General features: G+C 65.3%; 11 protein-coding genes. 10 read left to right on the forward strand and 1 reads right to left on the reverse strand.

What is annotated here, in order from left to right; all coding sequences use genetic code 11:
* Positions 1-184: 184 nt before the first annotated feature.
* The 5 genes from EA346_RS08650 to grxD all read left to right on the forward strand — a co-directional run bounded on the left by EA346_RS08650 (position 185) and on the right by grxD (position 4082).
* Positions 185-1141 carry a ribose-phosphate diphosphokinase gene (locus EA346_RS08650; protein ID WP_296757601.1) on the forward strand — a complete coding sequence of 319 codons (957 nt, stop codon included), beginning with the start codon at positions 185-187 and terminating at the stop codon, positions 1139-1141.
* Positions 1142-1250: 109 nt separating this feature from the next.
* A complete protein-coding gene (locus EA346_RS08655) occupies positions 1251-1895 on the forward strand; it encodes a 50S ribosomal protein L25/general stress protein Ctc (RefSeq protein WP_296757603.1) in 645 nt (214 codons plus the stop codon).
* 33 nt (positions 1896-1928) lie between these two features.
* Complete coding sequence (gene pth, locus EA346_RS08660; protein ID WP_296757654.1) at positions 1929-2525, forward strand: aminoacyl-tRNA hydrolase; 597 nt, start codon at positions 1929-1931, stop codon at positions 2523-2525.
* A complete protein-coding gene (gene ychF / locus EA346_RS08665; RefSeq protein WP_296757605.1) occupies positions 2522-3613 on the forward strand; it encodes a redox-regulated ATPase YchF in 1092 nt (363 codons plus the stop codon). Before pth ends, ychF begins: the two co-directional genes overlap by 4 nt.
* A 145-nt stretch (positions 3614-3758) precedes the next feature.
* Positions 3759-4082 (forward strand): Grx4 family monothiol glutaredoxin, encoded by a 324-nt coding sequence (gene grxD, locus EA346_RS08670; RefSeq protein WP_296757608.1) that lies wholly within the window; start codon positions 3759-3761, stop codon positions 4080-4082.
* Positions 4083-4126: 44 nt separating this feature from the next.
* Here grxD and rnt read toward each other — a convergent pair whose 3' ends face one another.
* A complete protein-coding gene (gene rnt / locus EA346_RS08675) occupies positions 4127-4798 on the reverse strand; it encodes a ribonuclease T (protein WP_296757609.1) in 672 nt (223 codons plus the stop codon).
* A 343-nt stretch (positions 4799-5141) separates the two neighbouring features.
* Here rnt and aceE point away from each other — a divergent pair, with 343 nt between their 5' ends.
* The 5 genes from aceE (at position 5142) to EA346_RS08700 (ending at position 13595) form a co-directional block, all read left to right on the forward strand.
* A complete protein-coding gene (aceE, locus tag EA346_RS08680; RefSeq protein WP_296757611.1) occupies positions 5142-7805 on the forward strand; it encodes a pyruvate dehydrogenase (acetyl-transferring), homodimeric type in 2664 nt (887 codons plus the stop codon).
* A 35-nt stretch (positions 7806-7840) separates the two neighbouring features.
* Positions 7841-9178, forward strand: a complete 1338-nt coding sequence (gene aceF / locus EA346_RS08685) for a dihydrolipoyllysine-residue acetyltransferase (protein ID WP_296757614.1) — start codon at positions 7841-7843, stop codon at positions 9176-9178.
* 87 nt (positions 9179-9265) lie between these two features.
* Positions 9266-11041, forward strand: a complete 1776-nt coding sequence (lpdA, locus tag EA346_RS08690) for a dihydrolipoyl dehydrogenase (RefSeq protein ID WP_296757615.1) — start codon at positions 9266-9268, stop codon at positions 11039-11041.
* Between the two features lie 394 nt (positions 11042-11435).
* The gene (locus tag EA346_RS08695) at positions 11436-12662 is read left to right on the forward strand and encodes an argininosuccinate synthase (protein WP_296757617.1); all 1227 of its coding nucleotides are present in this window, start codon (positions 11436-11438) and stop codon (positions 12660-12662) included.
* Positions 12663-12809: 147 nt separating this feature from the next.
* Positions 12810-13595, forward strand: coding sequence for a VacJ family lipoprotein (locus EA346_RS08700; protein ID WP_296757655.1), 786 nt, complete (start codon positions 12810-12812; stop codon positions 13593-13595).
* Positions 13596-13598 lie beyond the last annotated feature (3 nt).

The raw sequence follows: 13598 nt of genomic DNA on the forward strand, positions 1-13598 counted from the left end.
CGAAGTCGTGATGCTGGGGTATTGACGGAGCGTCACGAAGTGGGGCCGGCAGGGTGCGAACCGGGTTCGACCGCGCCACCGGAGCGGGGCGGATTCGCTGGCGATCCCGCGCTACAATGCCGATCCGGTTGCGCCCGATCCGGGCGCGCCGATCGCCATCCATGCATCCAGACCGGGAATAGCCGTGGCCGATCAGAGCCGAATGATGATCTTCGCGGGCAACGCGAACCCGCAACTCGCGCGCAAGGTCGCCGAACACGTGGACCTGCGCCTGGGCAAGGCAACTGTCGGGCGCTTCAGTGACGGTGAGGTCCAGATCGAGATCCTCGAGAACGTGCGCGGCAGGGATGTCTTCGTGATCCAGCCGACCGGACGTCCGACCAACGACAACATCATGGAACTGCTGATCATGGTGGATGCCCTGCGCCGGGCCTCCGCGGGTCGCATCACCACGGTCATCCCCTATTTCGGCTACGCGCGCCAGGATCGTCGGGTGCGCTCGGCCCGCGTGCCGATCTCGGCCAAGGTCATCGCGAACATGATCGAGGCCGTGGGCGCGGACCGTGTGCTCACCATCGACGTGCATGCCGACCAGGTGCAGGGCTTCTTCAACGTGCCGGTCGACAACATCTATGCCTCGCCGATCCTTCTGGGCGATATCTGGCGCCGCGAGGCCGGCGAAGTCACGGTGGTTTCCCCGGACGTCGGGGGCGTGGTGCGGGCGCGCGCCATCGCGAAACGCCTGGACGATGCCGACCTCGCGATCATCGACAAGCGTCGGCCACGCGCCAACGAGGCGCAGGTGATGCACATCATCGGCGATGTCGAAGGCCAATGCTGCGTGATCATCGACGACATGGTCGATACCGCAGGTACCCTCTGTCAGGCGGCCCAGGCGCTGAAGGAGCACGGGGCCGCGAAGGTCTACGCCTATGCGACCCACGCCGTGCTTTCCGGGCCGGCTGTTGCTAACATAGAGGGTTCGATGCTTGATGAGCTGGTGGTCACCGACACCCTGCTTCTGCAGCCGAATGCGCAGTCCTGCAGTCGCATCCGTCAGTTGTCGGTGGCGGAGATGCTCGCTGAGACCATTCGTCGCATCAACATGGAAGAATCGGTCAGTTCCCTGTTCGTGGACTGACCCCGTTTTGGTGCGGCCGCAACGCGGCCCCGCCGCCCTGGGCCAACAGCCCCTGTCTTGCGCCTCATCTGGTCGCGGATGAGGCGTGTTCATTTTGGAGAAAGTCACGATGAGTACCGATTTTGTCATTGAAGCTGAACTGCGTGTGGAGCAGGGATCGAGTGCGAGCCGCCGCCTGCGCCGCGCCGGGAAGCTGCCGGGGATTCTCTATGGAGGTCATCAGGACCCTGCCGTGATCACCCTCGACCATAACGCCATCATGTTGAACCTGAAGAACGAGGCGTTCTATTCCCACATCCTGACCGTCAACCTGAACGGCAAGGCCGAGCGGGCCATCCTGCGCGACGTGCAGCGGCATCCGTTCAAGCCGACGCTGGTGCACGTCGATCTGCTGCGGGTCAGCGCCGACGAAGCCATCCGCGTCCATGTCCCGTTGCATCTTGTGAACGAGGAGATCTGCAAGGGCGTGAAGACCGGCGGCGGCATGATCAATCGCCAGTTGACTGAAGTCGAGGTCGAGTGTCTGCCCGGCGACCTGCCCGAGGCCATCGAGGTGGATGTGGCAGACCTGGAAGTCGGCGATTCGATACACCTGTCGGAACTCGTGCTGCCTGCGGGTGTGACCGTGGTCGCGCTCACGCATGAGGGTCACGACTCGGCGGTGGTCGGCGTGCTGATGCCGCGCGGCGAGAAGGCGGTGGACGAAGAAGACGAAGAAGGCGTCGAAGGCCTGGGCGGCGGCGAGGGAGTCTGATCCCGGGCGATGGCCGCCAACCGCACCGAGACGATGCCGATACGCCTGATCGTCGGGCTGGGAAACCCGGGCCCGCGTTATGCCGACACCCGACATAACGCGGGTTTCTGGTTTGTGGACCGGCTCGTGGACGGTCTCGGCGGGTCCTTTCGCGCCGAGTCGCGCTTCGAGGGCGAGGTGGCCCGGGTCAGCGTGGGCGGGACCGCCTGTGACCTGCTGAAGCCGTTGACCTTCATGAACAGGAGCGGCAACGCCGTCCAGAAGCTCGCGGGCTTCCACAAGATCCCCCCGGCACAGATCCTGGTGGTGCACGACGAACTCGACCTGCCGGTCGGCACCGCGCGTCTGAAGATGGGAGGTGGCCACGGTGGTCACAATGGTCTGCGCGATCTTCATCGGCACCTGGGTCCGGACTATGCGCGTCTGCGCATCGGCATCGGCCATCCGGGAATCCGGGAGGAGGTGGTCGGTTATGTGCTGGAACGTCCGTCGCGTGCCGAGGAGACCGCGATGCGCGAGGCGATCAACGCGGCGCTGGAGTCGGTGAACGACCTCGTGGCCGGGGACTGGGACAAGGCCGTGCGCAGGTTGCATGCGCGTGCGGCGCCAGATAAAGAGAAGGAATCATGAGCCTCAAATGCGGGATCGTCGGACTGCCCAATGTGGGCAAGTCCACACTCTTCAATGCCCTGACCCGGGCCGAGATCGCGGCGGAGAACTATCCGTTCTGCACCATCGATCCCAACGTCGGCGTGGTCGAGGTCCCGGATCCGCGCCTCGGCGCACTCGCGGAAATCGTGAAGCCGCAGCGTGTGCTGCCGACAACGGTGGAATTCGTCGATATCGCCGGGCTCGTTGCCGGGGCCGCGGAGGGCGAGGGTCTGGGCAACAAGTTTCTCGCGCACATCCGGGAGACCGATGCCATCGCCCAGGTGGTTCGCTGCTTCCACGACGACGATGTGGTGCATGTCTCGGGCCGGGTCGATCCGCTGTCCGACATCGAGACCATCAGCACCGAGTTGGCGCTGGCCGACCTGGATACCGTGTCCAGGGCCATTACCCGGCTGACCCGGGCCGCGAAGTCGCAGGACAAGGAGGCCATCGCCCGTCTGGAGATTGCCGAGCGCGTGGCGGCCGGGCTGGACAAGGGGACACCGGTGCGCGCGCAGGCACTCGCCGAGGAGTCGCTGGCGCTGCTGCAGGATCTGCACCTGCTGACCGCGAAGCCGCTGATGTACATCGCCAATGTGGCCGAGGGCGGCTTCACCGACAATCCGCTGCTGGCCCAGGTCGAGGCGCATGCGATCCAGGAAGGCGCGGAGGTGGTTCCCGTCTGTGCGGCACTGGAGGCGGAGATCGCCCAGCTCGAGGACGCGGAGCGGGCGGAATTCCTCGCGGAACTGGGCGTTTCGGAGCCCGGGCTGGACCGGGTGGTGCGGGGTACCTACAAGCTGCTGAATCTGCAGACCTTCTTCACCGCCGGGCCGAAAGAGGTCCGCGCCTGGACGGTGCGCCGCGGAGCGACGGCACCCCGGGCCGCCGGTGTGATTCACACGGATTTCGAGAAGGGCTTCATCCGCGCCGAGGTGATCGCGTTCGACGATTTCGTGGCTCACGGCGGGGAGCAGGGTGCGAAGGATGCCGGGAAATGGCGCCTGGAGGGCAAGGAATACGTCATGAAGGAAGGGGACGTTGTACATTTTCGGTTCAACGTCTGATGCTTGCCGCCCGTCCTCTGGAGCGCTGACCCGCATTCCAGAGGGACCGCCCGGGTCACCCAGGTGTTGGATGCCGGATATACGTCCGGCAGCGTCGTCCAGAACGCGTTGCCGCAAGTAACCATCGAGTCGTCAGGAGGCTCCCATGGATGTCATGGATAGGATTCGTCAGCAGGTTGAAGAAAACCCCGTGGTGATCTTCATGAAGGGTACGCCGCAGTTCCCGATGTGCGGTTTCTCCAGTCGCGCCGCCGAGGCCCTGAAGCGCTGCGAGCGCGAATTTGCCTTCGTGAATGTGCTGGCCGACCAGGAGGTGTTCCAGAATCTGCCGCGCTACGCGGACTGGCCGACCTTCCCGCAGATCTACGTGGACGGTGAACTGGTCGGTGGTTGCGACATCACCCTCGAGATGTTCGAGAACGGTGAACTGAAGAAGTTGGTTGACGAGGCGCACACCAAGCGCGCCTAGGAGCCTGTCGGGCGCGGTCTCCGGTGAAGGGCCGCGCCCCGCCCTTACCCCGCATCCTCGGGGGTCAGCGCCGCGCTCTGCGGAATGCCTGCCGCATCGATCCACCGGTTGGCGATCGAGCAGAAGATGTCAGCCGTCATCTCGGCGTCGTATGCCGCGCTGTGCGCGGATTCACTGTCCCAGATCAACCCCGTGGCCTCGGCTGCCCGAGCCAGCACCGTCTGCCCATAGGCCAGCGCCGACAGTGACACTGTGTCGAGGCTGCTGAAAGGGTGGAACGGGTTGCGCTTGATCCCACAACGTTCCGCGGCCGCGTGCACGAAGCCCAGGTCGAAATGGGCGTTATGGCCGACGAGGATGGCCCGCTTGCACTGGTTGAGCTTGACCTCGCGCCGCACCTCGCTGAAAAGCTTCCCGAGGGCCTGGTCTTCCGGATGCGCGATCCGCAGAGGGTGGAACGGGTCGATGCCGTTCACCTCGAGGGACTTGGGATCGAGCAGTCCACCTTCGAACGGGCGTACGTGCAGACTCAGTGTCCGCTCGCGGTAAAGGTGGTCGTCCGGGCCGCGTCGCAGGAATACGGCGGCGACCTGCAGCAGTGCGTGCCGCCGGCAGTCGAAGCCCCCCGTCTCCACATCCACCACCACGGGCAGGAAACCGCGGAAGCGGTTGGCCATGGGGCGGCTTTCGGGGGGCAGGTTCTGAACGTCAGTCATCGTTTCCGTGCGGTTTGGCGAATGGATTCGGGCTTTCTGGGCCTGGCGGGTGGATTCTGCGCGGGTGCGGAAGCAGCGGATCCGACCCCGTCCCGGCGCGGCGCCGGGGTTCGACTCGGCCATATGCCCAAGATAAAGGATTTTCGCCGATTTTGCGCCAGCTTTCGCGGAACATGGCAGCACGAACCCGGATCGACTTGACCTTTACAAGGTTCAGTCGGGATACTTGCGAACGTATCTGCGCCCTTTCCACACGATGCGACATGGTAGCAGAAAGGGCGCCTGCCCCCGGGCATGCAGCCACCCCCGGGCATCGCGGACGGCTTCTCAAAAGGGATCTCGCATGAACGCAAACGCTGACTCGCACGACATCGATCCGCAGGAAACCCAGGAGTGGATCGACGCCCTTGAAGCGGTGCTCGAGGCGGACGGCGCGGAGCGCGCCCACCAGATCCTCGAATCCTTGATCGACAAGGCCCGTCGCAGCGGCGCCTATCTGCCGTACTCGGCGAACACCGCCTACGTGAACACCATTCCGCCGCGCCAGGAACCCGTCTTCCCCGGGGATAGCGCGATGGAGCACCGCATCCGCTCCTACATCCGCTGGAACGCGATGGCGATGGTGGTCAAGGCCAACCGGGTGTCAGCGGAGCTCGGCGGCCACATCGCCACCTTTGCCTCGGCGGCCACGCTCTACGACGTGGGTTTCAACCATTTCTGGCGGGCGCCCTCGCATGAGCACGGCGGCGACCTCGTTTTCGTGCAGGGGCACTCCGCCCCCGGCATGTATGCGCGTTCCTTCCTGGAAGGGCGGCTGACCGAAGAGCAGCTGGACCACTTCCGCCGCGAGGTTGACGGCAAGGGACTGTCTTCCTACCCGCATCCCTGGTTGATGCCGGACTACTGGCAGTTCCCCACGGTGTCCATGGGGCTTGGCCCGATCATGAGCATCTTCCAGGCGCGGTTCATGAAATACCTGCAGGATCGCGGACTGGCGAAGACCGACGACCGCAAGGTCTGGAGCTTCGTCGGTGACGGCGAGGTGGACGAGCCGGAATCGCTCGGCGCGATCACGCTGGCCTCGCGCGAGAAGCTCGACAACCTGATCTGGGTGGTCAACTGCAACCTGCAGCGCCTCGACGGCCCGGTGCGCGGCAACGGCAAGATCATACAGGAGCTCGAGGCCATCTTCCGCGGCGCCGGCTGGAATGTGATCAAGGTCCTGTGGGGCCGCTACTGGGATCCGCTGCTCGCGCGGGACAAGGACGGGCTGTTGCAGCGGCGCATGATGGAGGCCGTGGACGGCGACTACCAGAACTACAAGTCCCGCGACGGCGCCTACGTGCGCGAGCACTTCTTCGGCAAGTACCCGGAGCTGCAGGCGATGGTCGCCAATATGTCCGACGAGGACATCTGGCGCCTGAACCGTGGTGGCCACGACCCGGTGAAGGTCTACGCCGCCTACAAGGCCGCGGCAGAGCACGCCGACCAGCCCACCGTGATCCTGGCCCACACCGTGAAGGGCTACGGCATGGGCACCGCGGGCGAGGCACAGAACCGCACCCACAGCCAGAAGAAGCTCGATGTGGAGGACATGAAGGCCTTCCGCAACCGCTTCGATATCCCGCTGTCCGATGCCCAGATCGAGGCGGCCGAGTACATCCGGCCCAAGTCCGACACCCCGGAGATGAAATACATGCTCGAGCGCCGCCAGTCGCTGGGCGGCTTTCTGCCGGCACGCCGGCCGCTGGCCGCACCGCTGGAGGTGCCGGACCTGGACGCCTTCGGGTCGCTGCTGGAGTCCAGCGGCGAGCGCGAGATGTCGACCACGATGGCCTTCGTGCGCCTGCTGACCCTGCTGGCGCGCGACAAGAAGATCGGGCGTTACGTGGTGCCGATCGTTCCGGACGAGGCACGGACCTTCGGAATGGAGGGGCTGTTCCGCCAGCTCGGCATCTATTCCTCGGTGGGGCAGCTGTACCAGCCGCAGGACCGCGACCAGGTGATGTATTACAAGGAGGACAAGAAGGGCCAGATCCTGGAGGAGGGCATCAACGAGGCCGGAGCGATGTCGTCCTGGATCGCCGCCGCGACCTCGTACTCGACCCACGGGGTCGCCACGGTGCCCTTCTACATCTATTACTCGATGTTCGGCTTCCAGCGCGTCGGCGACCTGATCTGGGCCGCCGGCGACATGCAGGCCCGCGGGTTCCTGATCGGCGGCACCGCCGGCCGAACCACCCTCGCGGGCGAGGGCCTGCAGCACCAGGACGGGCACAGCCTGATGATGGCTGCGAACGTGCCCAACTGCATCTCCTACGACCCCACTTTCGCCTACGAACTCGCGGTGATCGTGCACAGCGGGCTGCAGCGCATGTATGTGGATCAGCAGAAGGTCTTCTATTACATCACGACGATGAACGAAAACTACGCGCAGCCGGAGATGCCGAAGGGTGCGGAGAAGGGCATCGTGCGCGGCCTCTACAAGTTCGCGTCCGCGGGACGGCGCAAGAAACAGGTGCGGCTGGTCGGGTCAGGCGCCATCCTGCGCGAGGTGATCGCCGCCGCGGAACTCCTCGACAAGGACTTCAGCGTCTCTTCCGAGATCTGGAGTGCGACGAGCTTCAACGAACTCGCGCGTGACGGCCGCGACTGCGACCGGGAGGCGTTGCTGAAGCCAAAGGCCAAGGCGCCCGTACCCTGGGTCACGCAGTGCCTGTCCGGTTCCTCGGCGCCGGTGATCGCAGCAACCGACTACGTCAAGGCCCACGCGGATCAGATCCGAGCGTGGGTGCCGGGCCCTTATCGCGTGCTCGGAACCGATGGCTTCGGCCGTTCGGACACCCGGGCAGCGCTACGCCGGCACTTCGAGGTCGACCGTCACTTCATCGTGGTCGCCGCGCTCCGGTCCCTCGTGGAGGCCGGTGACTTGGAGGCATCGGTCGTGACCGACGCCATCGCCAGGTACGGGATCGACGTCGACCGTCCCAACCCCCTTCAGGCCTGAGACGGTCGCCGCCGTTCCCCCAGCCAGGAGCTGACATGAGCGAGATCATTACCGTGGATGTCCCCGACATCGGCGATTTCAAGGACGTGGAAATCATCGAGGTGCTGGTCGGTGTCGGTGACGAGGTGGCCCCCGAGGATCCACTGATCACCCTGGAGTCGGACAAGGCCTCGATCGAGATTCCAGCGCCGCAGGGCGGTGTAGTCCGAAAACTCAAGGTGAAGGTGGGCGATCGCGTGTCCGAAGGCGACGCGATCCTGGATCTGGAACCGGCCTCGGGGGGCGGGAAGGAGCCGGAATCGGAACCGGCCGCGGACGGCGGTGGCAAGGCGGCGGAAAAGCAACCGGCGCCGGACAAGCCCGAATCGGAGTCGAAGCCCGAGCCCAAGGGCGGAGCCGAGAAGCCCTCACAGCCCGCGCCCGCCAGGGAGGGCCCGCGCCCTTCGCCGACAGCGCATATCTCCGACGAGAAGGCCTTCCGCAAGGCGCATGCTTCTCCCGCCATTCGCCGCTTCGCGCGCGAGCTGGGCGTGGACCTCGCGAAGGTCGAAGGCAGCGGCCGCAAGAAGCGCATCCTGCGCGAGGACGTGCAGGGCTTCGTCAAGCGGGCGCTCAGCCAGGGCGGAGGCTCCACGCTGGGTGTCGAACCGATGCCCGAGATCGACTACAGCGAGTTCGGTCCGATCGAGACCCAGGCGCTGACCAAGATCAACAAGCTGACCGGCAAGAACCTGCACCGCAACTGGGTGACCGTGCCGCACGTGACCCAATTCGACGAGGCCGACATCACCGAACTGGAAGATTTCCGCAAGTCGCTCAAGGACGAGTACGAGAAGAAGGGCGTGAAGGTCACCTTCCTGCCGTTCCTGATGAAAGCGGTGGTTTCCGTCATGAAGCAGTATCCACGCTTCAATGCCTCGCTGGATGCGACCGGGGAAAACCTGATCGTCAAGAAGTATTACAACCTCGGCGTGGCGGTCGATACGCCCGACGGGCTGGTGGTGCCGGTAGTGCGCGACGTCGACCGCAAGAGCCTGGTCGACCTGGCCTCGGAACTGATGGAACTGTCGAAGCGTGCCCGCGAGCGCAAGCTCAAGACCAAGGACATGCAGGGTGGCTGTCTGACCATCTCCAGCCTCGGCGGGATCGGGGGTACCCAGTTCACGCCGATCGTGAACGCACCGGAGGTGGCGATCCTCGGTGTGGCACGCTCCTCGATCCGCCCGGTGTGGACCGGAGAGTCCTTCGAGCCGCGTCTGATCCTGCCGATCGCGCTGTCCTACGACCACCGCGTGATCGACGGTGCCCTGGGTGCCCGCTTCACCTCGGGGCTGTCGGGGCTTTTGTCCGACATGCGGCGCATGCTTCTCTAGTTCCATGCGGGAAGTTGCGGAGCGGGTTTCCGAACCCTGTCCTGTCCATGACGGTTCGCGTTGCGAATTCCAACCTGGAGTCGTCCGATGAGTAACATCACCACCATCAAGGTCCCGGATATCGGTGATTTCAAGGACGTGGAGATCATCGAGGTGCTGGTGCATCCCGGTGATGCAATCTCCCCCGAGGATCCGATGATCACGCTGGAATCCGAAAAGGCCAGCATGGACATTCCGGCGCCCGAGGCGGGTACGGTGAAAAAGCTGCACGTGAAGGTCGGCGACAGCATCTCGGAAGGTGATCCGATCCTCGATCTCGAAGCCTCCGGGGAGTCTGCAGCCAAGGAGGACGACGAGGACGAGGCGGCCACTCCCGCGCCAAAGGAACACGAGGGCAAGACGGCGAAAGCCGAAACGACGCCCGAGGCCAGGAAATTTTCCGGCGACACGGACCTGCAGTGCCAGGTGCTGGTGCTGGGCTCCGGCCCCGGAGGCTACACGGCGGCCTTCCGGGCGGCCGATCTGGGCCTCGACGTGATCATGGTCGAGCGCTACGCCGAGATTGGCGGAGTCTGCCTGAACGTCGGCTGTATCCCCTCCAAGGCCCTGCTGCATGCCGCGGAGGTGATCGAGGAGGCCGAACGCTTCGCCGAATTCGGCATCGACTTCGGCAAACCGAAGATCGAACTTGAAGGGCTGAGGAAGTACAAGTCCGGCACGGTCGGCAAGCTGACGAAAGGCCTGCAGCACCTGGCCAAGCAGCGCAAGGTGCGGGTGGTACAGGGCGTCGGCAGTTTCGCCGGTGCGCACGAACTCGCGGTCGAGGGGCCGGACGGTCGCCAGGTCATCGGTTTCGAGCACGCGATCATCGCCGCGGGCTCCAAGGTGGTACGCCTGCCGGGGTTCCCTTGGGACGACCCGCGGGTGATGGATTCCACCGGAGCGCTCGAGCTCGAGGACATCCCGAAGCGCCTGCTGGTGGTCGGCGGCGGCATCATCGGGCTGGAGATGGCCTGTGTCTACGACGCACTGGGCTCGAAGGTCACCGTGATCGAACTCTCCGACACGCTGATGCCAGGCGCCGACCGCGACCTCGTGCGTCCGCTGGAGAAACGCATCCGCAAGCGCTACGAGAATATCTTCCTGAAGAGCAAGGTCGCAGAGGCCAAGGCCGGCAAGAAGGGCATCGAGGTCCGTTTCGAGGGCGAGGCCAAGGAACTGCCGGAGACCGACGTGTTCGACCGCGTGCTGGTGGCAGTGGGGCGCAGCCCGAACGGCGGGGACCTCGCGGCAGAAGCCGCCGGCGTTCGGGTCACCGACCGCGGGTTCATCGAGGTCGACAGCCAGATGCGCACCAATGTCGAGCACATCTTCGCGATCGGCGACGTCGTCGGTCAGCCGATGCTGGCGCACAAGGCCTCCCACGAGGGCAAGGTCGCCGCCGAGGTCATCGCCGGCCAGAAGGTCCACTTCGATGCCCGCGCCATCCCCTCGGTGGCCTACACCCATCCCGAGGTGGCCTGGATGGGCGTGACCGAGGAGCAGGCCAAGCGCGACGGCATCGAATATACCAAGGGCGTGTTCCCCTGGGCCGCTTCGGGCCGGGCGCTGGCGCTCGGCGCCGACGACGGCATGACCAAGCTGCTGTTCGACGGCGACGGTCGGGTGATCGGCGCGGGGATCGTCGGGCCGCTGGCCGGCGACCTGATCTCGGAGGCCATGCTCGCGCTGGAGATGGGCGCCGACATGGAGGACATCGGCCTGACCGTGCACCCGCACCCGACACTGTCCGAGACCGTGGCCTTCGCCGCCGAGGTCGCGCACGGCTCGATCACCGACATCCTGCCGCCTCGGAAGCGGTGACCTGGGGGGGCGGGGGGGCGTGCGTGGTTTGATGCCGTGCATGGCCGGGACTGGGGTGGACGTGGTCAGGGCACGCTCGAGCCGTCCCTGGGCGCTCGACGGCGGCCATCCATGGCCGCCGACGGCCCTGACCACGTCCACCCCAGTTCCGGCTTTCAGCCTCTTGGAGCGGCAGCGTAGGGGCTCCGTCGGTGGTCAGATTCGTGACGTTTCATGGCAGGGATGTAGGAGGCCAGCCCCTGGCCGATGGGTTTTCCGGCGTCGGATCGGCGAGAGGGCTCGCCTCCTACGGGGGGCCACCACCCGGCGGCGTGGTTCGCCACGAGCCTCAGACTCATCGCCACGGTCCACAGTACAATGAACAATCGACGAGTATCGGAAAAGGATTGAAAGAATGAGTACCAACATTTCCCGCGTTGTCCTGGCCTACTCCGGCGGGTTGGATACGTCCGTGATCCTGAAGTGGCTGCAGGACAAGTACGGCTGCGAGGTGATCACCTTCACCGCCGACCTGGGCCAGGGCGAGGAGGTCGAGCCCGCCCGGGCCAAGGCCGAGGCGATGGGGGTGAAGCAGATCTACATCGAGGACCTGCGCGAGGAATTCGTGCGCGATTACGTGTTCCCGATGTTCCGCGCCAACACCCTGTACGAGGGTGAATACCTGCTCGGCACCTCGATTGCCCGGCCGCTGATCGCGCGCCGACTGGTGGAGATCGCGAACGACACCGGGGCCGACGCCATTGCGCACGGGGCGACCGGCAAGGGCAACGACCAGGTGCGCTTCGAGTTGGGTGCCTACGCGCTGAAGCCCGGGATCCAGGTCATCGCCCCCTGGCGGGAGTGGGACCTGACGTCGCGCGAGCGCCTGATGGCCTACGCGGAACAGCATGGCATCCCAGTGGATTTCGCCAAGCAGGGCAAGAAGTCGCCGTATTCCATGGACGCCAACCTGCTGCACATCTCGTACGAGGGTGGGCCGCTGGAAGACCCCTGGACCGAAGCCGAGGAGGACATGTGGCGCTGGACAGTTTCCCCCGAGCAGGCGCCCGACGAATCAACCGTCGTGGAGATCGGGTTTGAACGCGGCGACCCGGTCAGTCTGAACGGCATTGCGCTGAGCCCGGGGCAACTGCTGGCCGAGCTGAACCGCATCGGCGGGGAGAACGGCATCGGGCGCCTGGACCTGGTCGAGAACCGCTATGTCGGCATGAAGTCGCGGGGCTGCTACGAAACCCCAGGCGGCACGATTCTGCTGAGGGCACGTCGGGCGCTGGAGTCGCTGACGCTGGACCGCGAGGTTGCCCACCTGAAGGACGAACTGATGCCGCGCTATGCCAGCCTGATCTACAACGGCTACTGGTGGAGCCCGGAGCGGCGCATGTTGCAGGCGGCCATCGACCAGACCCAGTCGGTGGTCAACGGTTCGGTGCGCCTGCGTCTGTACAAGGGTAATGTCATCGTGGCCGGGCGGCGGTCGGAGTCCGACAGCCTGTTCGACGACGCGATCGCCACCTTCGAGGAGGATGCCGGTGCCTTCGACCAGAAGGATGCCGCGGGCTTCATCAAGCTCAATGCCCTGAGGCTGCGGATCGCGGCCAGCCGCAACCGGTCGCAGGTCTGATCCGGCCCGTCGCACCCGAGGCAGCTGCGACAAGCCGTCCTTCCGGTGTACCGACGTTCGCCCGTGTACCCTGGGGGATCGTCCCGCCACGTCGCCGAGCCGTCGAATGAATGACCGTCAACGCCCGGAACCGAGATCTGCATGACGATGCCACTGCGCGATTTCCTGTCACGCTCCCTCGCGGCCCTGCTCCTTGCGGGGCTGGCGGGCTGCGCCAGCGTCCCTACCGAGGACCGGCATCCATCCGACCCCTTCGAGCGCTACAACCGTGCGGTCTTCGCCTTTAACGACGGGCTGGACCGGGCCATCCTGAAGCCGACGGCCGAGGCCTATTCGGAACTTCCGCAGCCGCTGCGTACGGGGGTGGGCAACTTTTTCTCGAATCTCGACGACTTCCGGGTGGCATTCAACAACGTGCTGCAGGGCAAATTCCATGATGCGGCCTCGGACACATCGCGGATCCTCTTCAACTCGACCTTCGGTATATTCGGTCTGATCGATGTCGCGAGTCCGATGGGCCTGGCGAAGAACAACGAGGACTTCGGCCAGACCCTGGGTAGGTGGGGCGTGCCCGCGGGTCCGTATCTGCAGATCCCGTTCTGGGGGCCAAGCACCGCGCGTGACGCGCCTGCCCTCGCCGTCGATTTCTATACCCACCCCCGTAACTACTCGTTTTCCAGCGGCGGGCGGGAGCTGCGCGATTACTGGGTGCCGTTGCTCGTTCTGGATGTCGTCGATAGCCGCGCGGGTCTCCTCTCTACCGAGGCGGTCCTGGCGACATTGTCCGAGGATCGCTACGTCGCCATGCGGGATCTGTGGCTGCAGCGCAGGGAGTTTCTGGTGCGTGACGGCGAGCCCGCGGATGATGAGGCCTGGCTGGACGACCTCGAGGAACTCGAGGCCCTCGAGGCCTTGGAACGGGAGGGACCCTGATCG

Origin of the sequence: Thioalkalivibrio sp. (genome assembly GCF_007692535.1) — a bacterium.
Classification (GTDB): Bacteria; Pseudomonadota; Gammaproteobacteria; order Ectothiorhodospirales; family Ectothiorhodospiraceae; genus Thioalkalivibrio.